Genomic DNA, 21,722 nt, shown 5'->3' on the forward strand with positions numbered 1-21,722 from the left:
CCAGAAACGAGAGTGCTGGGTCAGAAGTCGAAGTCGAAGTCCGGCACGGCCTGCGTGGTGGCTGCCACCACGTTCATGCTGTGCAGGGCCGTGTCGGGTGCGGTGACGGCCGCGTCGAACAGGGCGAGCAGTTCGTCGCGGAACAGTTCGACGGTCCCCGGCAGGAACAGGTGGGTGCTGTAGGCCCAGTGGGCCGTGAAGCCCTCCGGGGCGTCGTCGATCTGCAGGTTGAGGTCGAAGAGAGTGCGTCCGGTGGCTTCCGGTGTCCAGCGCGGGCGGCCGCCGAGGAAGTCGACCTGGTGCAGTCCGGTGTCCTGGACCGCGAAGAGCGTGTCGAACATGGGGTGCCGGCTGTAGTCCCGCTCCCCCGCGGCGGCCACCAGTTCCCCGAACGGGAAGTCCTGGTGATCGGCGGCCGCCATCGCGTGGTCGGCCACCGCACGCAGGTGGGCGCGGAACGAAAGCTCCGGTCGCGGGTTGAGCCGAAGGCACAGGGTGTTGACGAACATGCCCTGGGTGCGCTCCACGCCGGGCAGGTGGCGCCCGGACACGGGCGTGCCCACGGTGACGTCGTCGCTGCCGCTCATCCGCCCCAGGAACGCCGTGTATCCGGCGAGCAGGACGTGGAAGGGGGTCACCCCCTCCGCGCGCGCCAGCTCACGGATCGCGTGGCTGAGTTCCGCGGCGAGCGGGAACGACAGGTGGGCCCCTTCGGTCCGGCGCACCGGGGGCCGGGGCAGGTCGGTGGGCAGGTCCAGCGGCCGTACCGGCGTGGCATAGGTACGGCGCCAGAACTCCCCCTGGGCCAGGGCGTGTTCCCGTCCCGCGGGCCCCGCGGCCCAGCGGGCGTAGTCGGCGTAGCCGACCTCGGGCCGCGCGGGCTCGGCGCCGCCCAGCTGTCGCGCCCACTCGGTGGCCAGCAGGGTGAGGGAGCAGCCGTCGGTGATCAGGTGGTGGATGTCCATGACGAGCCGGGCCCGGCCCGGCCGGCGCAGCAGCGCCACGCGCCACAGCGGTGCCCGGTGCGGGTCGAAGGCCCTGACCCACCGGGCCGTCCACGCGTCGGGGTCGGCGTCGTCCGGCAGGTCCACCTCCTCGAGTGCCACCGGGAGTTCCGCGTGCACCCGCTGGTGGGGACGGCCGTCCGCGTCCAGGGTGATGTCGGTGCGCAGCACGTCGTGCCGGGCCACGAGAGCGGCCAGGGTGGTGCGCAGGCGCTCGGCCGACGGGACCTCGGGCAGGTCCACGACGAGCGGCAGGTTGTACTCGGTCCCGGTGGGGTCCTTGACCTGCTCGACGTAGATCCCGTGCTGCTGCGGTGACAACGGGGCCGGCCCCTGGGGGCCGTCCGGGTGGGCGTCCGGTGACAGCGGGCCGTGGCCGGAGGGCTCGGCCCCGCGCAGCCGCTCGGCGAGCGCGGCCACCGTCGGGGCGGTCAGCACCAGCGAGACGGGGCAGGCCAGGTGCAGGGTGCGGCGGATCCGGGCGGACAGCCGCGTGGCGGTCAGCGAGCCGGCGCCGTAGGCGCTCAGCAGGTCGTCGACGCCGAGGCCGGCGATGCCGAGGGTGTCCTCCCACAGGTCGATCAGCGCCCGCTCCAGTTCGTCGCGCGGCGGGCGGCCGCCGGGCGCCGTACCGGTCGCGACGGCGGGCTCGGGCAGCGCGGCGCGGTCCACCTTGCCGTTGACGGTGAGCGGCAGCGCGGGCAGCACGATCAGGTGAGCGGGAACCATGTGCGGCGGCAGGGACTCGGCGGCGGCCGAGCGCAGCCGGTCGGTGTCCAGGTCCGGGTCTCCCACGACGTAACCGCACAGATAGCTGTCGGAGGAGCCGGGCAGGCGCCGGGCCAGTACGACGGCGGCCCGCACGCCGGGCAGCGCGGACAGGGTGGTCTCGATCTCGCCCGGCTCCACCCGGAAGCCGCGCACCTTGACCTGGTGGTCGGTCCGGCCGACGAAGTCGACCGCGCCGTCCGGCAGCAGCCGCACCCGGTCCCCCGTGCGGTACAGCTTCTGGCCGGGTGCGAACGGATGCGGTACGAAGGCACGTTCCGTGAGGTCGGGGCGGCCGTGGTAGCCGACGGCCAGGCCGTCGCCGCCCACATGGAGTTCGCCGGGGACGCCGGTGGGCAGCGGCAGTCCGTCCTGGTTGAGGACGTACGCGGTCGCGTTGGGCACCGGGCGGCCGATCGGCACCCGGGCGCCGACGGGTTCGCCGACGATCTGGCAGGTGGAGATCACGGCGTTCTCGGTCGGCCCGTAGGCATTGACCAGCCGCAGGCCGGGGTTGGCGGCCAGCACCTCGCGGGCGTGCCGGGCGGAGAGCACGTCGCCGCCCACCAGCAGGTCGCGCAGCGGACGGAACAGGGTCACGTCCTCGTCGGCGAGCCGGCTGAACAGCGCGGAGGTGAACAGGGCGGTGGTGATGCGCTGTTCGCGCAGGGCCCGGCCGAGTTCCTCGGTGTCGAGCAGGGTCTCGCGGTCCAGGATGCACAGGGTGCCGCCGCCGAGCAGCGCGCCCCACATCTCCCACACGGAGGCGTCGAAACCGGTCGTGCCGACCTGCGCCATCCTGGTCGTCGGGTCCAGGCGTACATAGCCGATCCCGCTGACCAGACGCGTGATGCCCCGATGCGGGACCAGCACGCCCTTGGGCTTGCCGGTCGTACCGGAGGTGTACATCAGGTAGGCCGCGTCACCGGCGTCCCGCGGCGGGGCGTCCGGCGCGCACGGGGGCGTGCCGGGGGTCCGTCGCCAGTCCCAGGTGTCGAGGGCGAGGACCGTGAGGTCATCTGCCGACCGGTCGTGGACGGCCTTGAGTTGCCCGGCCAGGTCGCTGACGGTCAGCACCCGGCGGGCACCGCTGTCCGCCAGGAGATACGCCACCCGGTCGGCGGGGTAGTCGGGGTCGACCGGCAGGTAGACGCCGCCGGCCTTGAGGACCGCGAGCGCGGCGACCACCAGGGTGGGCTCGCGCCGCAGGAGCAGGGCGACCGGTTCGCCCGGCGGCAGCCCCTCCGCGCGCAGGCGGGCCGCGAGCAGCTCCGACCTGTGGTCGAGTTCGGCGTAGCTCAGGACGGTGTCGCCGTGGACCACGGCCGGGTGTCCGGGTGCGGTGCGGGCCCGCTCGGCGAACAGCTCCTCGACGCGGCTGTCCCGCGGGTAGGGGACCGTCGTCCGGTTGAAGTCCACCAGCAGTCGGGTGCGTTCGGCGGGGGTCAGCGGGTCCAGTTCCCGCACCGGCAGCGTCGGATCGTCCGCGAGGGCGGTCAGCGCGCCGCGCAGGTGGACGGCGTGCCGGGCCACCGCGTCCGCGCGGTGCGCGGCAGGGTCGTGCCGCAGCCTCAGGCAGCCACCGCCGGCGGACTCGTCCAGTTCCGCCACGAGCGCGCCGGCGCGCCCGGGCCCGGACGGACCGGCGTCCGTGTGCCGGACCATCCAAGGTGTGGCGGCGGCGGGCTCGCCGGGCGACGGCGAGCGCAGCGCCCGCGCGGCGGCTTCCTCCAGCGCCCCGAGCGATGCGGTCGGCTCGACCCGGAGCCGTACCGTCGCGGGTCGCGCCGCCGCGTCGGCGAAGCCGAAGTCGAGGTCGACCCGGCCGGTGTGGTGGTGGAGGAGCGCCGCCCAGGCCGCGAGCACCCGGGCGGGCGTCGTCCGGGTGGCGAGCACGGAGACGGCACCCGGCTCCGCCCCGGCCATCTTCTCCGCCGGCTCCTCCGGGGCGTACGCGCCGCTCGCGGCCGGATCGGCCGGTGTGGGCAGCCACGCCATCGGCTCGCCGCCCGGTACGGGGGTGTCCACGGGTGCGCTCACGCGGTCACCTCGCGGGTGGGGAAGCAACACTGACTCACGCCTGGTCTCCCGGTGCGAGGACCGCGGCGAGGCGGTTGACGGTCGGGTTCAGGTACAGCTCCCGCATCGGCATCGGGGGCAGGTTCCGCTCGTTCATCGCGGCCGCGAGGCGCACCGCGTACAGGGAGTTGCCGCCCAGCTCGAAGAAGTTGTCGTCCGGGCCGACCGGCACGCCGAGGACGTCCTGCCAGACCTCGACGAGCGCGGCGGCCAGTCCCGTGCCCGAGGCCTCGGTGGAGTCGGGCGACGGCTGTGCGGACGGGGCGGCCACCGCCGCGGGCGCACCGGCCGCGGGAGCGGGCAGCCGACGGGCGTCCAGCTTCCCGTTCGCGGTCAGCGGCAGCGCGGGCAGAGCTGTGACGGTGGCCGGCAGCATGTACTCGGGCAGCACCTTGGCCGCCCGCCGGCGCACCGCGGCGGTGTCGCCGCCGGCGAGGACCACGTAGGCGTCCAGGCGCGCCGCGGCCGCGTCCCCGGCATCGGCGCTGCCGAGGACCACGGCGGCCGCGGTCACCGTGGGGTCGTCCAGCAGGACGTTGCGGATCTCGTCCAGCTCGATCCGGAAGCCGCGCAGCTTGACCTGGGTGTCCAGTCGGCCCAGGTGCTCCAGCCGGCCGTCCGGCCGCAGCCGGCCCTTGTCTCCGCTGCGGTACATCCGGCCGCCGGTGAACGGATCCGTGACGAAGCGCTCGGCGGTCAGCTCGGGACGGCCGAGGTACTCCAGCGCCACGCCCTCGCCACCGACGTAGATCTCACCGGGGACGTTGAGGGGGACGGGTCGCTGCCGTTCGTCGAGCACGTAGAGGTACCAGCCCGGCAGCGCCGGGCCCACGGAACGGGAGCCGGACAGGGCCTCCTTGCGGCCGACCGTCTGGGCGGTGACGTGGACGGTGGTCTCGGTGATGCCGAACATGTTCACCAGGCGGCAGCGGCGCTCCGGGTAACGGTCGAACCAGTCGCGCAGACCACGTGCGTCCAGCGGCTCGCCGCCGAACACCACCAGGCGCACCGCAAGGTCCGGTTCGTGCTGCCGGTCCGCCTCCACCAGCTGGGCGAACGCCGAGGGTGTCTGGTTGAGCACCGTGACCCGCTCGTCCCGCAGCAACGCGCGGAAATCCTGCGGGGAGCGGGAGACCCAGTACGGCACGACGACGAGCCGGGCACCGGTGAGCAGCGGGCCCCAGATCTCCCAGACCGAGAAGTCGAAGGCGGCGGAGTGGAACAGCGTCCAGGTGTCGTCCGGGCAGAGGCCGAAGTCCTCCCGGGTGGCACCGAGCAGGGCGACCACGTTGCGGTGCGGGACGACGACGCCCTTGGGGCGGCCGGTCGAGCCGGACGTGTAGATGACGTACGCGGCCTGCTCGTTGCCCCGTCCGGGTGCGGGCGCGGCCATGGCGGTGCCCGCTGCCAGCTCCTCCGGATGGATCGTGCGGGCCTGTCCGGCGGGGAAGTCCTCCAGCGCGGTGACGACGAGGCGCAGCCCCGCGTCCTCGGCGGTGTAGGCGAGCCGGTCGGCCGGGTAGGCCGGGTCCATCGGCACGTAGACGGCGTCGGCCTTGAGCACGGCCAGCATCGTGACGACCAGGTCCAGGGAGCGGTCCAGGCAGACGCCGACCCGTTCACCGGGCCGGACACCGAGGTTGTGCAGCGCTCCCGCGAAGCGGTCGGCCCGGTTGTTCAGCTCCGCGTACGTCAGCGAGTGGTCCTCGCAGCTGAGGGCGATCGCCTCGGGGCGCTCGGCGGCGCGGTGCGCGAAGACCTCGTCGATGCGCTGCGGCTGCCACTCGAGCGGTCGCGCCGGGCGGCCGAGGGCCACCAGGGCGTCCCGGTCCTCGTCGCCCAGCAGGTCGATGTCCTCGGGGGCCGTCTCCTGCGCGTCGGCGGACAGTTGCTCCAGGCTCCGCGCCAGGTGCCGGGCGAACTGCCGGGCCGCCGCCTCGTCGACGTCGGCGAGACGGTGGTGGATCTCCAGCTCCGGCTCCCCGTCCGTACGGCGGCGCACCATCACGGTGAGGGGGAAGGGGGCCGTCTGGCACGGCAGATAGGTCTCGGTGGGGCCGTCCGCCGGGTGCGCGACCGGATCGAGCACGCCCGCCAGCACGCGGCCGCCCGACTCGGCCACCAGGTCCGCGTAGGTCTGCCGGTCGCACCACGTGGCTGTCAGCGTGTGCGCGGCCTCGCGCAGCAGCTCGGCGGTGGAGCGCGCGCCGGAGAGGTCCAGGGCCAGGAGGGTGCCCGCGTCGGGCCCGAGGGCGTCGGCCGGGCGGCCCGGGTGGCCGGTCAGGGCGCCGACGACAGGGGTGTCCTGGTTCTCGTACCGCCCGAGAACCAGTCCCGTGGCGACCGCGAGCGCGCCCCCCGACGTGTCGGCGGCCGTGTCCCGCAGGGCCTGCCGCACCACGCCGGTGCGGTCCCCGGCGGAACTGTCGCCCGCCGCCCATTCGACCCGGCCGGCGAACTCCGCCACGCTCCACGCCTTGCGCAGCTCCGCGTCGGCAGGCGCGAGCCGCGCGCTCGCCGGCGGGGCGTGCCGCTCGGCCGGCGCGCGATCGAGCAGTACGTCGGCCACGTGCCGCAGCGAGGCCGCGTCCAGGAAGCCGCGGTGGGCGACCAGGATCAGGTCGGCCCGGCCGTCCGCGTAGGCGAGGAGCACCACGCGCAGCGGCGCCTGGCCGGTGCCCAGCGGGCGGTGCAGCTCGGCCCGCAGGCGACGGTCCGCGATGGTGGAGCCGGCGGCCGCGGGGACGGGTTCGCTCCACAGCGTCGGACGTGCGGTGGCCTCGGGCCACCACGGGGCGACCGCGGTGTCGAGCAGGTGGGAAAGGCGGACGGTGTCGGCGCCTTCGGGCAGCCGGACCCGCCAGGCATGGGTGTGGCCCGACGGTGGGCAGTCGGCCGGGATCAGGTGGGCGTGGAGGGGGGAAGGCGGCATGGCGGGTCTCCGGGACGGTGATCAATGGCATGGGCCGGCCGCCACGGGCATCGGTACGTACGGCCCGGCCCGAGTGGAGCGGGCGGCGGGGCGTCGGGCCCGTGGCGGACGGCGGGGCGGCCTGGGTCGGCGGCGGGATCCGCCGGACGGGCCCTAACGGGCGGTGAAGCCGCCGTCCACCGCGAGGACGCTGCCGGTGACCTGGCGGGACTCGTCGGAGGCCAGCCACACGGCTGCCGACGCGATGTCCTCGGGCTCGATCAGGGAGTTCATCGGCTGGGCCTGCACGAAGGTCTCCTCGTGCTCGGCCACCGGCACGTCCAGGCAACGCGCGATTTCGGACAGCATCCGGCCCTCGACCTGCGAGTCGTCCCGGACCGAGCCGGGGCAGAGGGCGTTCACCCGCACCTTGAGCGGTGCGTAGTCGAGCGCGACGGCCTTGGTCAGACCGACCAGGCCGTGCTTGGCGGCCACGTAGCCGGCGAAGTGGCGGTAGCCCACCAGGCCCGCGGTGGAGGCGATGTTGATGATGCTGCCCGAGCGCTGCTCGGCCATGTGACCGCCTACCGCGCGGATGGTCCGCCAGGCTCCGGAGAGGTCGACGTCGATCATCAGCTGCCACTCACGCTCGTCGATCTCATGGGCGGCCTTGCCCGAAGGGGCGGCGATCCCGGCGTTGTTGACGAGTACGTCGATCCGTCCGAACCGCTCGCGGGTGGTGGCCATCGCGGCCTCCACCGCGTCGAGGTCACGCACGTCGAGCCGGGCCGTCGAGGCGGCGACGCCTTGCTCGCGGCACAACTCGGCGGTGTGGGCCAGCTGGCTCTCGGAGCCCAGCGGGTAGGGGACGCCCGGCAGGTCCGCCGCCAGGTCGAGCAGCATCAGGTCGGCACCCTCGCGGGCGAACGCCACCGCGGTGGCGCGTCCCAGACCGCGGGCGGCGCCCGTGATGACAGCGGTCTTGCCGGACAGTCGCGGGGTCATCGGGCGTCCACCGGCCCGAGCTCGCCGGCGATGAGCCGCAGCAGTGCCTCGGCGCCGTCGGCCAGGTACATGTGTCCGCCGTCCAGCTCCGCCGTGCGGAAGTCGGCCGTGGTCGCCTCGCGCCACTGGGCGATCTGCTCGGCGTCGACCAGTTCGTCCTCGCTGCCGCGCAGGGCCGTGACCGCCACGTCCAGGGGCTTGTCGGAGGTCGGGCGGTAGTTCTCGTGCATCTGGACGTCGGCCCGCAGCATGGGCAGCAGGAGCGCGCGCATCTCGGGGTGGGCGAGCGCGGGGTGGTCGTAGCCGGCGAACGCGCGGACCTGTGCCAGGAACGCCTCGTCGTCCAGACCGGTGGCCCGGTGCTCGCGACCGCTCCACGGGCCGGGCGAACCACTGACGAACAGCCGGCTCGGCGGCACCGACTGGGATACGCGGAGCTTGTGCGTCAGCTCGTAGGCCAGCACGGCGCCCAGGCTGTGCCCGAAGACGGCTATGTCTTCGGCGTCGGCCAGCTGGTCGAGCACAGTGGTGTGGATCTCCTCCACGGCCCTGGCGACCTCGGTATGCGGAGCCTCGATGAAGCGTTCCTCACGACCGGGGAGCTGCACGGGGACGATCCGGAGCCCTTCCGGAGCAAGTGATTGCCATTCCTTGAAGAGCGACGCACCGGAACCTGCGAAAGGCAGACATATGAGATGAGTCCTGGGCATGACTGCATTCCCCCTATACGGACGGTTGAGAAGTGAACAGAAAGCGGAGCGAAGCCGCGGGAAATGGACGGGCGCACGTCATGCCGCCCCGTCCGTCGGACGTCAGGGGGCAGCCGTGGCCACCCTCGCGGAGGCCGCGACGGCCTCGGCCACAACCTCGCGGTTCGCATCGTCGAGGAGATAGAAGTGACCGCCGGGGAGAACGCGGGAATCCACCGCGGTGTCCGCCCGCTCGGCCCAGGCGCCCAGCCGCTCCGCGGGGACGAGGAGGTCCTGCTCGCCTCCGAGCACGGTGAGCGGATGCGCCACCCTCATCTGCGCGTTGCGCAGCGCCAGCTGTCCCCCGAGGGTGAGGTCGGCTCGCAGGAGTCGCAGCGTATGGTCACGCCACGCCGGATCGTTCAGCATGTCGGCCGGAGTCCCGCCGCCCCGCTGGAGCACGCGGGTCAGCGCGTCCTCGTCCCACTCCCTCGGCCGCTCGATCTGCGATCCGCAAGGCAGTTGGGCGCTGATGACCAGCGCCGAGCAGCTGCCCGGATCCGTCACGGACAGGGCGAAGGCGATGGATCCGCCGAGACTGTGCCCGAACAGCACGGTGGGAAGGGAAGGCAGCGCGGCCAGTTCACGGGCGATGCCTCCGAGGAGGTCGTCCGGCGAGATCTCGGGCGCTTCGACGAACCGCCGCTCCCGCCCGGGAAGCGTCACTCCAACGACCTCGAACGGTGCGGGAATGTGCTTCACCAGCGGCAGCAGGGCATTGGGGCCGGCACCGGAATGCGGGATGACCACGATCCGCGCCTCGGGGCGCGGAGTCGGCCGCCGCAAGGGGCTGAGCCAGGCTTCGTACGACACTCGACGGCTACCGCCGAACCCGGTGACACGCCATGTGCGATCGCACAGCCTGTCCGAGCACAGCCTGTCCGAGCCGATTGGCACCGAAACAGGCCCGAGAACAAGTGACAAGAATCACGGAACCACATTCCATGCTGAGAAAACTGAGCCGTTGTGAGGCGTGATCAAGCTATCCGGAACATGAACGGGCCGCCAAGATCGTCAAGGTGCCGTTTCCTCGTCGGCGCGAATACGACAGGTACATAAAGGGGACTATGCTCGTTGTATGTGACAGCAATACACAGCGACCCGGCCATCGCCTTGCGGGATCCGGACCCGACCATCGTCTTGCGGGATCTGGAGAAGCGGATTTACGCCCGCGCCTGCGAAGCGGGGCTCGTCACCACCGGTGACGTCGAAGCGGGTACGGGGGCGCCGCAGAGCGAGATCCGCGCGGCCATCCAGAACCTGCGCACCCTTCACCTGGTGCGCGAAACGGAGGACGGGGACGGCCGGTTCGTCGCCGTGTCACCGGAGAGCGCGAAGCTCCAACGTCTTGCGCCGCTGCTCGGCGAACTACGGCGCCTTCAGGCACGGACCGAGACGATGCGCACCGCGTACGACGGCTTCGTCCACGTCTACGAGACGGCCGCGGCCGAACGATCGCGGCGAGCGGGCATCGAGGTCCTTCCGAACCGCGGCGACGTCCGGCGCACCATCAACGGCCTGGCGGCCTCGTCGACCACCGAGGTGCTCACGTCCCACCCGGGCGGTCCACGGCCGCAGGAAGTGCTCCACGAATCGGTCGCCAGGTCGCGTGACCTGCTGGAGCGGGGCGTCGCCATCCGGACTCTCTACCAGCACAGCGCCCACTTCGACGTCGGCACGACCGCCTACGTCGAGCACTTCACCGCCCTGGGCACCCAGTTCCGCACCCTGGCCGACGGGTTCCCGCAGCTGATGATCTTCGATCGGCGCTATGTGCTCGTACCGCTGCGCGACCCGTCCGAGGGCGCGACGCTGGTCAGCGACCCCAGCATCGTCGACTTCGCCACAGCCGCGTTCGAACGCGCCTGGGTTGCCGCCACCCCCTTCCGCATCGCCTACGACCAGCGGAAGGTCCGAGAAACCTCTGAGGACGTCCGGCACAGCATCATGCGTCTCCTGGTCACCGGCGAGGAGGACCGGCGCATCGCCGCGCGCCTCGGGCTGTCCCTGCGCAGTTGCCAGCGCCACGTCGCACAGATCATGAAGCGAATCGGCGCCCGAAACCGGCTCCACGCCGGTTACCTCATCTCCCAGCACGACCTTCTCAACCGGCCGCTCCCCGACTCCCCTCAGGAACTCGCCTCCTGACCCCACACCACGTCGACGGCCCCCGCCGTCCGGCCAACGGGCCACGCCCGTTCGACCGCGGGGCGCTCGACACCTGCGGAGGCCACCGAGGCCGACGGCCGCCCCCCTGGAGCGGGAACTGACGGCCCTCGAACACCACCCCGCCGGCCTGCCGGCGTTCGGGGGTCTCGACCTGCCCGTCACCCTGCGCTGCTGGTCCTGGGCGTGTACGAGGCGCCCCTGACCCCGACCTCGTGACGACGCGGGCGGCCTTGGGGTCTGTCGCGAAAGCAAACCTTGGCCGTAGAGGGCCATGTCCTGCGACGCGTGGGTGATCTGACGAGCAGCCAGTGGGCCGGGCTGAAGCGGTTGTTGGTGAAGAGCATCAGGCCGGGCCGTCCGCCGGTGCGACGGGTCGGCAGCCGACAGACGGCAAACGGTGGCGGGCCCGGACCGGTGCTCCCTGACGTGACATGCCCGGGCGGTAAGGCCCGTGGGACCGGCCGGGACTACGCCCTGTAGTGACGGCCCATCAGGAAACCCAGCATCAGACGCTGAACCGAAATCCTTAGGACAGAGCTGCCGCCTGCGGAAACGTAGTTCTGGAGGGGGTCGTCCCAGCACGATCCCAGCACGGGCGCTCCATCCCCGCCACACAGCTCGGATGCCGGTCGCCCCTTGTACGGCAGCGGCGATCCAGCACTCGGTCAGTCCTCGATGAGCGGCCGTACCGGCGACAGAAACGGATCGAGCCGCTCCGTCACCTCACCACGTGCCAGCACCCGCACCCTGAAGGCGCCCGGCCCCGGCGGTGAGGGAAGGTCGTCCGAGCGCTCGTACAGGAGACCCCACCCGCCGGGGAAGCGCCGTGCGATGAAGGCGACCAGGGCGTCGAGCTCCTCCGCCTCGTCGCGCCGCCGGTTGACCAGCCTGTCGGCGCGTACGAACCACTCCCCGTTGTGAGCGCGCAGCACCGCCTCGCCCGTCGACCAGTCGAGCGCCTCGACCCGTTCGCGCAGCTCGGCGATGCCCTGCTCCAGGGTGCCGGTGTCGGCCTCCTCCGGCGACTCCGCGATGCCGAACCAACCGTGGAACTCGTACATGGTCCTCTTTCGGTGCGTCTTCGGAAGGCACTGCCCATCCGCATGCCCTCGGGTTTCGTCTGGGCCACGTACTCGTCGCTGATCGCGTCGTCGGCGTCGACCGGGTGCCAGGTGACCCGGACACGGCTTTCGGGGTGGGCGTCGAGATACGTACGGATCTCGGCCTCGATGCCGGTGACCGTGGCGGCCAGGGTCGAGGCGAGTACGCGTGGCTGCTCGTGGTCCTCGTGGTGCTCGCCGGGGTAGTGCGGTGGTGGGTGCGCCACCGGACGGAGGAGCGCCGGGAACGGGAGCGCGAGCGGGAGTACACCCGGAGGGTCGAGGCAGCCGTGGCCGGTACGGAGTCCCGCCACCGTGCGGAGATTGTGGCCGCCTGCGATCGTGTCCGAATCGAACAGGTCTTCCGCTGAGGGCTGTCGGATGTTCCGCAGTGGATCATCCAGCGGCGTCGGATACGCGCCGCGCCGCAGGACGGAGGCACGTCCGCGTACTTGGGGTGTACGGACCGGTGAAGACGCCGCGAGGCGGTCACCCCAGTCGCATGCCCTTCGTCCTGCCACTCCACGGTCAGTAGTGGTAGCGAGCGGCAAGGATGACGACCTCTTTGTCGGTGACTAGGTAGACGAGACGGTGCTCGTCATCGATCCGCCTCGACCACACCCCAGGCAAGTGGTACTTGAGCGGCTCGGGCTTGCCGATCCCCGTGAAGGGATCGCGTTTGACGTCCTCGATGAGCCTGTTGATCCGAGCGAGCATCTTGCGGTCGTTCTTGAGCCAGGACGTGTAGTCCTCCCAGCCCTGATCCTCGAAGACAAGCCTCACGCAGCGCCCTCAGCAGGATCCGTCGCATCCGGATCGATCAGCTCGCGCTCCGAGACGTTGATGTTGCCCAGGGCGTTCTCGTACGCCTTGAGCAGTCGCCGTGCGTTCACAGGGGAGCGCAGCAGGTACGAGCCCTCGCGCAGTGCCGCGTAGTCCTCGGCCGAGACGAGCACGGCGTTGCCATGCTTGGAGACGATCTCGATGGCCTCGTGATCGTCGTTGACCTTCTTGATCAGCGGAAAGAGAGCCTTGCGGGCTTCGCTCGCAGTTATCGACATGGATCGACTCCCCGTATCAGATGGTACCGAATAACGTACCACTCGCGAACATCTCAAGCGAAGGCAAAAAAAGTGACGCTCCGTCAGAAAACCCAGCACCATCCCAGCACGGGAGACAGCAAAGGGCCGGCCCCCGGAAGAGCCGACCCCATCTGACCTGTACGTTTACAAGGCAAGCAGCGTGGTGCTAATTCCGCACGTCAGACGTTGAAGCGGAATTCGACCACGTCGCCGTCCTGCATCACGTAGTCCTTGCCCTCCATGCGTGCCTTGCCCTTGGCGCGGGCCTCGGCGACCGAGCCCGTCTCGACCAGGTCCTCGAAGGAGATGACCTCCGCCTTGATGAAGCCCTTCTGGAAGTCGGTGTGGATGACACCGGCGGCCTCGGGGGCGGTGGCGCCCTTCTTGATGGTCCAGGCGCGGGACTCCTTGGGGCCGGCCGTCAGGTACGTCTGGAGGCCGAGGGTGTTGAAGCCGACGCGGGCCAGGGTCGCCATGCCGGGCTCCTCGACGCCGACCGACTCCAGGAGCTCCATCGCTTCCTCCTCGTCGAGCTCGGCGAGGTCCGCCTCCAGCTTGGCGTTGAGGAAGATCGCCTCGGCGGGGGCGACCAGGGCGCGCTGCTCGGCCTTGAAGTCGTCGTCGACCAGCTCGTCCTCGTCGACGTTGAAGACGTACAGGAACGGCTTGGTGGTGAGCAGGTGCAGGTCGTGCAGCAGCTCCTCGTTGCCGGAGCCCTGGACGATGCCCGCGGAGAAGAGGGTCTCGCCCTTCTCCAGGATCGCCTGGGCCGCCTCGACCGCCGCGACCTTCGGGCCGATGTCCTTCTTGATGCGCGACTCCCGCTGCAGGCGCGGCAGGACCTTCTCGATCGTCTGGAGGTCCGCGAGGATCAGCTCGGTGTTGATCGTCTCGATGTCGTCCTTGGGCGAGACCTTGCCGTCGACGTGCACGACGTTCTCGTCGTGGAAGGCGCGGATCACCTGGCAGATCGCGTCGGACTCGCGGATGTTCGCGAGGAACTTGTTGCCCAGGCCCTCGCCCTCGCTGGCGCCGCGCACGATGCCCGCGATGTCCACGAAGTCGACGGTCGCCGGAAGGATCTTCTGCGAACCGAAGATCTCGGCCAGCTTGGCCAGCCGGGCGTCGGGGACACCGACCACGCCCACGTTGGGCTCGATCGTGGCGAACGGGTAGTTGGCCGCGAGCACGTCGTTCTTGGTCAGGGCGTTGAACATGGTCGACTTGCCGACATTGGGCAGACCGACGATTCCGATCGTGAGCGACACGTTGCGACTTCCCGTACGTGAGGATGGTGAGGACGGTGCGGACCGGGCTGCGTGCGCCTGGTCCTTCATGGCTGACATGGCTGATGCGCGGGCCGATCCACCAGTCTACGGCGTGCGCCGCCCCACACCGGCGATGTATCGAACGCTTGGCCAAGCTCTCGCCTACGGCGTGTCTCAGGGGTCATTCGACACATAAAACGACCTAAGTTGGTCCAGTGGAGCAACACAGGACGCGTCCCCCTCAGCACGGACCGCGACGCGGTACGCCCCTGCCCCCGCAGGCCGGGCGGGGCGGAGCCGGCGCCGGACGGCCCGGCAGGCCCGACGAACGGCCTGGCGGGCGGCCCGACGGGAACGGTGAGGCCGCCGACGGCCGGCCGACGCGCGGGCGCGGTCCGGGCGGCGGCGCCGTCGCCGGCGCGGGTCGCCGTCCGCCTGCTCCGGGTCGGTCCGTTCCGCCGGGTCGGTCCGTTCCGCCACGCCGGTCCGTTCCGCCGCGCCGGTCTGCTTCGCCGCTGGTCCAGGCGGTACGGCGGATGCCGAACCCGCGGCTCACAGGGCTCGGCGGGGGGTTGTTCTGCGGGGCGGTGATGTTCGCCCTGGCGTGTGTCGACCAACTGCTGTTCGGGGCGTCGCTCGCGGTGTACGGGGTGCTGTTCCTGCCGGTGTGCGCGCTGACCGCGTGGTGGGTGCGGCGGGGCGACCTGCTGACCGCGCCGGTGGTGGTGCCCCTCGCGTTCGCCTTCGGACTGCTGCCCCTCGCCGACAGCAGCGGGGGGTTCGGGGGGCGCCTGATGGGCCTGGTCACCGCGCTCGCCACGCAGGCGGGCTGGCTGTACGGCGGCACGCTGGTCGCGGGTGTCATCACGGCGGTGCGCAAGATCCGCCAGATGAGCCGCCGAGCCGCGCAGCGCCGCCGACCGGCCTGACCGGGCTGTGCCCCACCGGCCTGACCGGGCCAGGCCCACCGGCCTGACCGGACTGTGCCCACCTGCCCGTCCCGGCCGGTCGGCTGAGAGCTGCGCGCCCCGCGCCCGCCGTCGGTCCCGCGGGCCCGCCCCGGTCCCCGCCCGGAGCGGCCCGGACCCGGCCGGGAGCCGGGCCCGGAGCGGGCCCCGCCGGCCTACGCGCTCTTCGCCGCCGTCATCGCCGCGCCCACGATCCCCGCGTTGTTCTGAAGCGCCGCCGGGACGATCTCCGCCTTGATTCCCTCGATCAGGGGCAGGAACTTGTGCGACTTGCGGCTGACTCCGCCGCCGATGATGAACAGCTCCGGAGAGAAGAGCATCTCCACGTGCGCGAGGTACTTCTGGACGCGGTGCGCCCAGTGCTCCCACGACATGTCGTTGTCCTCTTTGACCTTCGTCGAGGCACGCTTCTCCGCGTCGTGGCCGTGCAGCTCGAGGTGGCCCAGCTCCGTGTTCGGGACGAGGGCGCCGTCGACGAACAGGGCGCTGCCGATCCCCGTGCCGAACGTGAGGACGAGGACCGTGCCCTGGCGGTCGCGCCCCGCGCCGAACTGCATCTCGGCCACACCCGCCGCGTCCGCGTCGTTCAGCACCGTCACCGGGCGCCCGCCCAGCCGGTCGCTCAGCAGGGCGCGCGCGTCCGTGTCGATCCAGCTCTTGTCCACATTGGCCGCCGTACGGATCGTGGCACCGCCGGTGACCACTCCCGGGAACGTGATCCCGACCGGGCCCGTCCAGCCGAAGTGGCCGACGACCTCCTTCACGCCGTCGGCCACCGCGTCCGGCGTCGCCGGGTGCGGAGTCAGCACCTTGAAGCGCTCCTCCGTCAGCTCGCCCCTGTCCAGGTCCACGGGAGCGCCCTTGGTCCCGGATCCACCGATGTCCACACCGAAGATCTGCATGGCTCTACGTTACGGCGTACGACGGACAGTCACTCCGCCGAGGGGCCGTTGCCCGTCCGCTGCTCCACCAGGGCCGCCGCCTCCGCGCGCAGGTCGCGGCGCAGCTCCTTGGGGAGCGAGAAGGTGATGGACTCCTCGGCCGCCTTGACGATCTCGACGTCCTCGAAGCCGCGCTGCGACAGCCACTCCAGGACCTGCTCGACGAGGATCTCCGGCACGGAGGCACCCGACGTGACACCGACCGTCGACACGCCCTCCAGCCACGCCTCGTCGATCTCGTCGGCGAAGTCCACGAGGTACGCGTCACGCGCGCCCGCGAGCTTGGCGACCTCGACGAGGCGAACGGAGTTGGAGGAGTTGCGCGAGCCGACCACGATGACCAGGTCGGCCTCCTCGCCCATCTGCTTCACGGCGAGCTGGCGGTTCTGCGTGGCGTAGCAGATGTCGTCGCTGGGCGGGGAGATGAGCTGGGGGAACTTCTCCTTGAGGGCGTCGACCGTCTCCATCGTCTCGTCGACCGACAGGGTGGTCTGGGAGAGCCAGACGACCTTGGACGGGTCGCGGACCTCTACCTTGGCGACGTCCCCGGGGCCGTCCACGAGGGTGATGTGCTCGGGCGCCTCGCCGGAGGTGCCGATGACCTCCTCGTGGCCCTCGTGCCCGATGAGGAGGATGTCGAAGTCCTCGTTGGCGAAGCGGACGGCTTCCTTGTGGACCTTGGTGACCAGCGGGCAGGTCGCGTCGATCGTGGCGAGCTTGCCGCGGGCCGCCTCTTCGTGGACGACCGGCGCCACGCCGTGCGCCGAGAACATGACGATGGCCCCCTCGGGAACCTCCGCCGTCCGTTCGACGAAGATCGCGCCCTTCCGCTCCAGGGTCTGCACCACGTACTTGTTGTGGACGATCTCGTGGCGGACGTAGATCGGGGCCCCGTACTGCTCGAGGGCCTTCTCGACGGCGATCACGGCACGGTCGACGCCCGCGCAGTAGCCACGGGGGGCGGCGAGCAGGACACGGCGGCCAGACGAAGCAGTCATGGAAACCATCGTAAGGCCGCACCCGGCGGGCCGAAGATCGCCTCCATGGGGAGGCGGCGGAGGCACCGGGAGAGGCGCGGGGCCGGGCGCCACCCTTGGGAGGCCTGGATACCCGATACATCCGATACGTCCGACACATCCGGCCCGCGGACCGCGCTCGCGCTGCTTGCGGTGCTCGCGGTGCCGGCGGTTCGGCGCTTGAGGACGGCACCGGGCACCGACCCGGCATGGGCCGCGTTGTCACAGGCGCCCACTACGCTCGGCGCATGGCTGCGAACACGTCCGCGGAAACGCCTCTGCCCGTAGGTGAGGTGTCGCGGCTCATCGGGGGGTGGATCGACCGGCTCGGCGCGGTGTGGGTCGAGGGGCAGATCACCCAGCTGTCGCGGCGCCCGGGCGCGGGCGTCGTCTTCATGACCCTGCGCGACCCGTCGTACGACATCTCGGTCGGCGTCACCTGCTACCGACAGGTGTTCGACGCGGTGGCGGACGTGGTGAGCGAGGGCGCCCGGGTGGTCGTACACGCGAAGCCCGAGTGGTACGCGCCACGGGGGCAGCTGTCACTGCGGGCCGCCGAGATCAGGCCCATCGGGGTCGGTGAACTCCTCGCCCGTCTTGAGCAGTTGAAGAAGAGCCTCGCCGGCGAGGGCCTGTTCGTCACCGAGCGCAAGAAGGCCCTGCCTTTCCTGCCGCAGCTCATCGGGCTCGTGTGCGGGCGCGCCTCGGCGGCCGAGCGCGACGTCCTGGAGAACGCGCGGCACCGCTGGCCCGCCGTCCGCTTCGAGGTGCGCAACGTGGCGGTGCAGGGCGTGCACGCCGTGCCGCAGGTCGTCCAGGCGGTGAAGGAGCTGGACGCGCGCGACGACGTGGACGTGATCATCGTCGCGCGCGGCGGCGGCAGCGTGGAGGACCTGCTGCCGTTCTCCGACGAGCAGCTCGTCCGAGCGGTGGCGGCCTGCCGTACGCCGGTCGTGTCGGCCATCGGTCACGAACCCGACACCCCGCTCCTCGACTACGTGGCCGACCTGCGCGCCTCCACCCCGACCGACGCGGCCAAGAAGGTCGTGCCGGACGTCGGCGAGGAGGTCGAGCGGGTGCGGGCGCTGCGGGACCGGGCGCGGCGGTGCGTGCGGTCGGTCATCGAGCGGGAGGAGCGGGGGCTCGCGCACACGCTGGCCCGCCCGTCGATAGAGGATCCGCACCGGATGGTCGACGAGCGGGCGGACCAGGTCGCCTCCCTGCTCGACCGTGGCCGGCGCACGCTCGGACATCTGCTGGACCGCGCCGATTCGGAGCTGTCGCACACCCACGCGCGCGTGGTGGCACTGTCACCGGCCGCGACCCTGAAGCGGGGGTACGCGGTGCTCCAGCGAGCCGACGGCCATGCGGTCCGGGCGCCGGACGAGGTGACGGCGGACGAGGTGCTGCGGGCGCGGGTCGCCGAGGGTGAGTTCACGGTACGAGTCGATGTTTAGGGTGGGCGCATGACCAGCAGGACGGACGAGACGGCGAACGCGACGGCGCTCGGGTACGAGCAGGCGCGGGACGAGTTGATCGAGGTCGTACGCCGCCTGGAGGCGGGGGGCACGACCCTGGAGGAGTCGCTCGCCCTGTGGGAGCGGGGCGAGGAGCTGGCCAAGGTGTGCCGGACCTGGCTGGAGGGCGCGCGCAAGCGGCTGGACGCGGCGCTGGCGGAGGAAGAGAACGCGGGCGACGACTCGGAATGAGCCGGGCCAGTGGTGATCCATGGCGGGTGAGCCGGGCCAGTGGTGATCCACGGCGGGTGAGCCGGGCCAGCGGTGCCCCACGGCCGGTGAGCCGGCGCCAGTGGTGACCCCACGGCCGGTGAGCCACGCCCGCACCCACGCCCACCTCCACCCCCACCCCCACCCGTGAGATCGCCGGGTGCCGCCCGCTCGCCTGTCGCCCAGGTGCGGCGCACTCGTCACTCACACCCATCGGCCCTTCGGCCACCCCCTTGCACTGTGAAGCCGATCACCATGGGCCCACTTTGATTGAACCTTGAACTTCTTCTGCGTACTGTCGAAGTCGCCAGCCGATCCCCGGATCCACCGCACTTCCCGAGAAGGTTCACCATGTCTCTCGTCCTTGACCCCGCCGCCCAGGACCTGCTCTTCCGCGAGGCCCGCACCGCCAACACGTTCTCCGACGAGCCCGTGACCGACGAGCAGGTGCAGGCGATCTACGACCTGGTCAAGTACGGCCCGACCGCCTTCAACCAGTCGCCGCTGCGCATCACCCTGGTCCGCTCCGCCGAGGCCCGCGAGCGCCTCGTGCAGCACATGGCCGAGGGCAACCAGCCCAAGACCGCCACCGCCCCGCTGGTCGCGATCCTCTCCGCGGACAACGAGTTCCACGAGGAGCTGCCGGCCCTCTTCCCGCACTTCCCGCAGGCCAAGGACGTCTTCTTCGCGGAGCGCCCGGCCCGTGAGGGGGCCGCCGCGCTGAACGCCGCTCTGCAGGCCGCGTACTTCATCATCGGCGTCCGTGCCGCGGGCCTCGCCGCCGGCCCGATGACCGGTCTCGACTTCGCGGGCGTCCAGAAGGAGTTCCTCGACGACGACCACACCCCGCTGATGGTGGTCAACATCGGCAAGCCGGGCGAGGACGCCTGGTTCCCGCGCTCCCCGCGCCTGGAGTTCGACCAGGTCGTCACCACGGTCTGAGCCGAAACGGCCGAACGAGTCTGAGCCGAACGCATACGTGAAGGGGCCCCCGGTCACACCGGGGGCCCCTTCACGTATTCAGCCTTCGTACCCAGCGACTGTTCGGCCTTCGTACCCAGCGACTGTTCGGCCTTCGTACCCAGCGACTGTTCGGCTTTCACATCCCGCGGAGCGGCTCACGCCGCGTTCAGCGGCGACCGCTCACGCCGTCTTCAGCGCCTGAGCCATCGTCGTCAGCTCCGCGAACGACGCCGAGCCGGTCACCACGGTCGTGGCGCCCTTTTCCTCGAGCACGAGGGCGTCGTACCGCTCACCCTTGTACCGCTGCCACGTCCGGTCGCCGATGCGCTGGGTGGCGTCCGTCTTCCTCGCGCCCTGACTGGCCGAGTCGATGAACGCGGACGCCTTCTGAGTCGACTGCTCGATCGCCACGTATGCACCGTCGGGACCGTGGAACCCGAGATGCCAGGCCTCGAAGGCGTCGCCCGCGTACCGCACCGACGTCGCCTTCCACGAGCCGGACAGACCTTCGGGCGCCGCGACCGGGTAGGACGCCGCGCGGCGCGCCGTCAGCAGTTCGACACGGTAGTCGACCCGCGGAGGCTCATGCGGGGAGTCGTCGTGCGGGATGAAGATGTAGATGACTGCGGCCATCAGCCCGATCAGGCCCAGGGAGAGGATCATGTCCCGGACCGTCTTCTGCTTACCGTTCGTACCTGCCACGCCCCTATCGTCGCAGGTACAGGGGTCCGCTCATCCGTGGGGCCCCCTGCTCATTTTGTCGGTCTGGCGATAGAGTTGTGACCATTACGCTCATCCGGCCGTCGTCGTATCAGAAAGGTGCGCTCCGATGACCGAGAATCATCAGCTGCCGTCCGAACTAGAGGTCCCCTCCGAGGCACCCGACCGGAACCTCGCCCTGGAGCTTGTCCGGGTCACCGAGGCCGCCGCGATGGCCGCGGGCCGCTGGGTCGGCCGCGGGGACAAGAACGGCGCCGACGGCGCGGCCGTCCGCGCCATGCGGACCCTCGTCTCCACCGTGTCGATGAACGGCGTCGTCGTCATCGGCGAAGGGGAGAAGGACGAGGCCCCGATGCTCTTCAACGGGGAGCGCGTCGGCGACGGGACCGGCCCCGAGTGCGACATCGCCGTCGACCCGATCGACGGAACCACGCTCACCGCGAAGGGCATGACCAACGCGATCGCCGTACTGGCGGCCGCCGACCGCGGCACCATGTTCGACCCGTCCGCGGTGTTCTACATGGACAAGCTGGTCACCGGGCCCGAGGCCGCCGACTTCGTCGACATCAACGCCCCGGTCTCGGTGAACATCCGCCGGGTGGCCAAGGCCAAGCGCTCCATGCCCGAGGACGTCACCGTCGTCATCCTCGACCGGCCGCGCCACGACGGCATCATCAAGGAGATCCGGGAGACCGGCGCGCGCATCAAGCTGATCTCCGACGGTGATGTCGCGGGCTCCATCCTGGCCCTGCGCGAGGGCACCGGCATCGACCTGCTGCTCGGCATCGGCGGTACGCCCGAGGGCATCATCTCGGCCTGCGCCGTGAAGTGCCTGGGCGGCACCATCCAGGGCAAGCTGTGGCCCAAGGACGACGAGGAGCGGCAGCGGGCGGTCGACGCGGGCCACGACCTCGACCGCGTGCTGTTCACCGACGACCTGGTCTCCGGCGAGAACGTCTTCTTCGTCGCGACCGGCATCACCGACGGCGAACTGCTGCGCGGCGTGCGCTACCGCGCCGAGACAGCCACGACCGAGTCGATCGTGATGCGCTCCAAGTCCGGCACGGTCCGTCAGATCAGGTCCGAGCACCGGTTGAGCAAGCTGCGCGCGTACAGCCAGATCGACTTCGACCGCGCGAAGTAGGTCACGGAGACGGATCCCGAGGCCGGTCCTCCGAGGCCGGCCTCGGACGTCAGGTCGCGGAAGCCGGCCCTCGTACGGGAGCGGGGCACCCCTTGTGCGGAAGGGGTG

General features: G+C 71.3%; 19 protein-coding genes. 7 read left to right on the forward strand and 12 right to left on the reverse strand.

The window, feature by feature from the left end; translation table 11 throughout:
* Positions 1 to 20: 20 nt before the first annotated feature.
* The 5 genes from SAVERM_RS16560 to SAVERM_RS16580 form a co-directional block, all read right to left on the reverse strand.
* Entirely contained in the window at positions 21 to 3,812 is a 3,792-nt protein-coding gene (locus tag SAVERM_RS16560; protein WP_010984628.1) for a non-ribosomal peptide synthetase, read from the reverse strand.
* A 34-nt stretch (positions 3,813 to 3,846) separates the two neighbouring features.
* Positions 3,847 to 6,783 (reverse strand): amino acid adenylation domain-containing protein, encoded by a 2,937-nt coding sequence (locus SAVERM_RS16565; protein WP_010984629.1) that lies wholly within the window; start codon positions 6,781 to 6,783, stop codon positions 3,847 to 3,849.
* Positions 6,784 to 6,936: 153 nt separating this feature from the next.
* Positions 6,937 to 7,767 carry an SDR family oxidoreductase gene (locus tag SAVERM_RS16570; protein WP_010984630.1) on the reverse strand — a complete coding sequence of 277 codons (831 nt, stop codon included), beginning with the start codon at positions 7,765 to 7,767 and terminating at the stop codon, positions 6,937 to 6,939.
* Positions 7,764 to 8,477, reverse strand: coding sequence for a thioesterase II family protein (locus SAVERM_RS16575; RefSeq protein WP_010984631.1), 714 nt, complete (start codon positions 8,475 to 8,477; stop codon positions 7,764 to 7,766). Before SAVERM_RS16575 ends, SAVERM_RS16570 begins: the two co-directional genes overlap by 4 nt.
* A gap of 102 nt (positions 8,478 to 8,579) precedes the next feature.
* Positions 8,580 to 9,329, reverse strand: a complete 750-nt coding sequence (locus tag SAVERM_RS16580) for a thioesterase II family protein (RefSeq protein ID WP_048894575.1) — start codon at positions 9,327 to 9,329, stop codon at positions 8,580 to 8,582.
* A 267-nt stretch (positions 9,330 to 9,596) separates the two neighbouring features.
* Here SAVERM_RS16580 and SAVERM_RS16585 point away from each other — a divergent pair, with 267 nt between their 5' ends.
* Entirely contained in the window at positions 9,597 to 10,664 is a 1,068-nt protein-coding gene (locus SAVERM_RS16585; protein WP_010984633.1) for a LuxR C-terminal-related transcriptional regulator, read from the forward strand.
* Positions 10,665 to 11,350: 686 nt separating this feature from the next.
* Here SAVERM_RS16585 and SAVERM_RS16590 read toward each other — a convergent pair.
* The gene (locus SAVERM_RS16590; protein ID WP_010984634.1) at positions 11,351 to 11,746 is read right to left on the reverse strand and encodes an immunity 7 family protein; all 396 of its coding nucleotides are present in this window, start codon (positions 11,744 to 11,746) and stop codon (positions 11,351 to 11,353) included.
* Positions 11,747 to 11,880: 134 nt separating this feature from the next.
* On the opposite strand from SAVERM_RS16590, the gene SAVERM_RS16595 reads away from it, so the two are divergent.
* Positions 11,881 to 12,156, forward strand: a complete 276-nt coding sequence (locus SAVERM_RS16595) for a hypothetical protein (RefSeq protein WP_037645004.1) — start codon at positions 11,881 to 11,883, stop codon at positions 12,154 to 12,156.
* 157 nt (positions 12,157 to 12,313) lie between these two features.
* On the opposite strand, the gene SAVERM_RS16600 is transcribed toward SAVERM_RS16595, so the two are convergent.
* The 3 genes from SAVERM_RS16600 to ychF form a co-directional block, all read right to left on the reverse strand.
* On the reverse strand, positions 12,314 to 12,568 hold the full coding sequence (locus tag SAVERM_RS16600) for a Txe/YoeB family addiction module toxin (protein ID WP_010984635.1): 255 nt from the start codon (positions 12,566 to 12,568) through the stop codon (positions 12,314 to 12,316).
* The gene (locus SAVERM_RS16605) at positions 12,565 to 12,846 is read right to left on the reverse strand and encodes a type II toxin-antitoxin system Phd/YefM family antitoxin (protein WP_010984636.1); all 282 of its coding nucleotides are present in this window, start codon (positions 12,844 to 12,846) and stop codon (positions 12,565 to 12,567) included. Before SAVERM_RS16605 ends, SAVERM_RS16600 begins: the two co-directional genes overlap by 4 nt.
* 200 nt (positions 12,847 to 13,046) lie before the next feature.
* On the reverse strand, positions 13,047 to 14,135 hold the full coding sequence (gene ychF / locus SAVERM_RS16610; RefSeq protein WP_010984637.1) for a redox-regulated ATPase YchF: 1,089 nt from the start codon (positions 14,133 to 14,135) through the stop codon (positions 13,047 to 13,049).
* A 215-nt stretch (positions 14,136 to 14,350) separates the two neighbouring features.
* Between ychF and SAVERM_RS40120 the strand changes: the two genes are divergently transcribed.
* Positions 14,351 to 15,064: a DUF6542 domain-containing protein gene (locus SAVERM_RS40120; RefSeq protein WP_010984638.1), complete on the forward strand. Its 714-nt coding sequence runs from the start codon at positions 14,351 to 14,353 to the stop codon at positions 15,062 to 15,064.
* A gap of 194 nt (positions 15,065 to 15,258) precedes the next feature.
* On the opposite strand, the gene ppgK is transcribed toward SAVERM_RS40120, so the two are convergent.
* Positions 15,259 to 16,005, reverse strand: coding sequence for a polyphosphate--glucose phosphotransferase (gene ppgK, locus SAVERM_RS16620; RefSeq protein WP_010984639.1), 747 nt, complete (start codon positions 16,003 to 16,005; stop codon positions 15,259 to 15,261).
* Between the two features lie 29 nt (positions 16,006 to 16,034).
* Positions 16,035 to 17,051 carry a 4-hydroxy-3-methylbut-2-enyl diphosphate reductase gene (locus tag SAVERM_RS16625; protein WP_010984640.1) on the reverse strand — a complete coding sequence of 339 codons (1,017 nt, stop codon included), beginning with the start codon at positions 17,049 to 17,051 and terminating at the stop codon, positions 16,035 to 16,037.
* A gap of 257 nt (positions 17,052 to 17,308) precedes the next feature.
* Here SAVERM_RS16625 and xseA point away from each other — a divergent pair, with 257 nt between their 5' ends.
* The 3 genes from xseA to SAVERM_RS16640 all read left to right on the forward strand — a co-directional run bounded on the left by xseA (position 17,309) and on the right by SAVERM_RS16640 (position 19,729).
* Complete coding sequence (xseA, locus tag SAVERM_RS16630; protein ID WP_010984641.1) at positions 17,309 to 18,517, forward strand: exodeoxyribonuclease VII large subunit; 1,209 nt, start codon at positions 17,309 to 17,311, stop codon at positions 18,515 to 18,517.
* Positions 18,518 to 18,526: 9 nt separating this feature from the next.
* Positions 18,527 to 18,769, forward strand: a complete 243-nt coding sequence (locus SAVERM_RS16635) for an exodeoxyribonuclease VII small subunit (RefSeq protein WP_010984642.1) — start codon at positions 18,527 to 18,529, stop codon at positions 18,767 to 18,769.
* A 369-nt stretch (positions 18,770 to 19,138) separates the two neighbouring features.
* Positions 19,139 to 19,729, forward strand: a complete 591-nt coding sequence (locus SAVERM_RS16640) for a malonic semialdehyde reductase (protein ID WP_010984643.1) — start codon at positions 19,139 to 19,141, stop codon at positions 19,727 to 19,729.
* A gap of 201 nt (positions 19,730 to 19,930) precedes the next feature.
* On the opposite strand, the gene SAVERM_RS16645 is transcribed toward SAVERM_RS16640, so the two are convergent.
* Positions 19,931 to 20,452: a DUF4245 domain-containing protein gene (locus SAVERM_RS16645; protein WP_010984644.1), complete on the reverse strand. Its 522-nt coding sequence runs from the start codon at positions 20,450 to 20,452 to the stop codon at positions 19,931 to 19,933.
* A gap of 127 nt (positions 20,453 to 20,579) precedes the next feature.
* Here SAVERM_RS16645 and glpX point away from each other — a divergent pair, with 127 nt between their 5' ends.
* Entirely contained in the window at positions 20,580 to 21,614 is a 1,035-nt protein-coding gene (glpX, locus tag SAVERM_RS16650; protein ID WP_010984645.1) for a class II fructose-bisphosphatase, read from the forward strand.
* Positions 21,615 to 21,722: the final 108 nt, after the last annotated feature.

Origin of the sequence: Streptomyces avermitilis MA-4680 = NBRC 14893, from assembly GCF_000009765.2 — a bacterium.
Taxonomy (GTDB): Bacteria; Actinomycetota; Actinomycetes; order Streptomycetales; family Streptomycetaceae; genus Streptomyces; species Streptomyces avermitilis.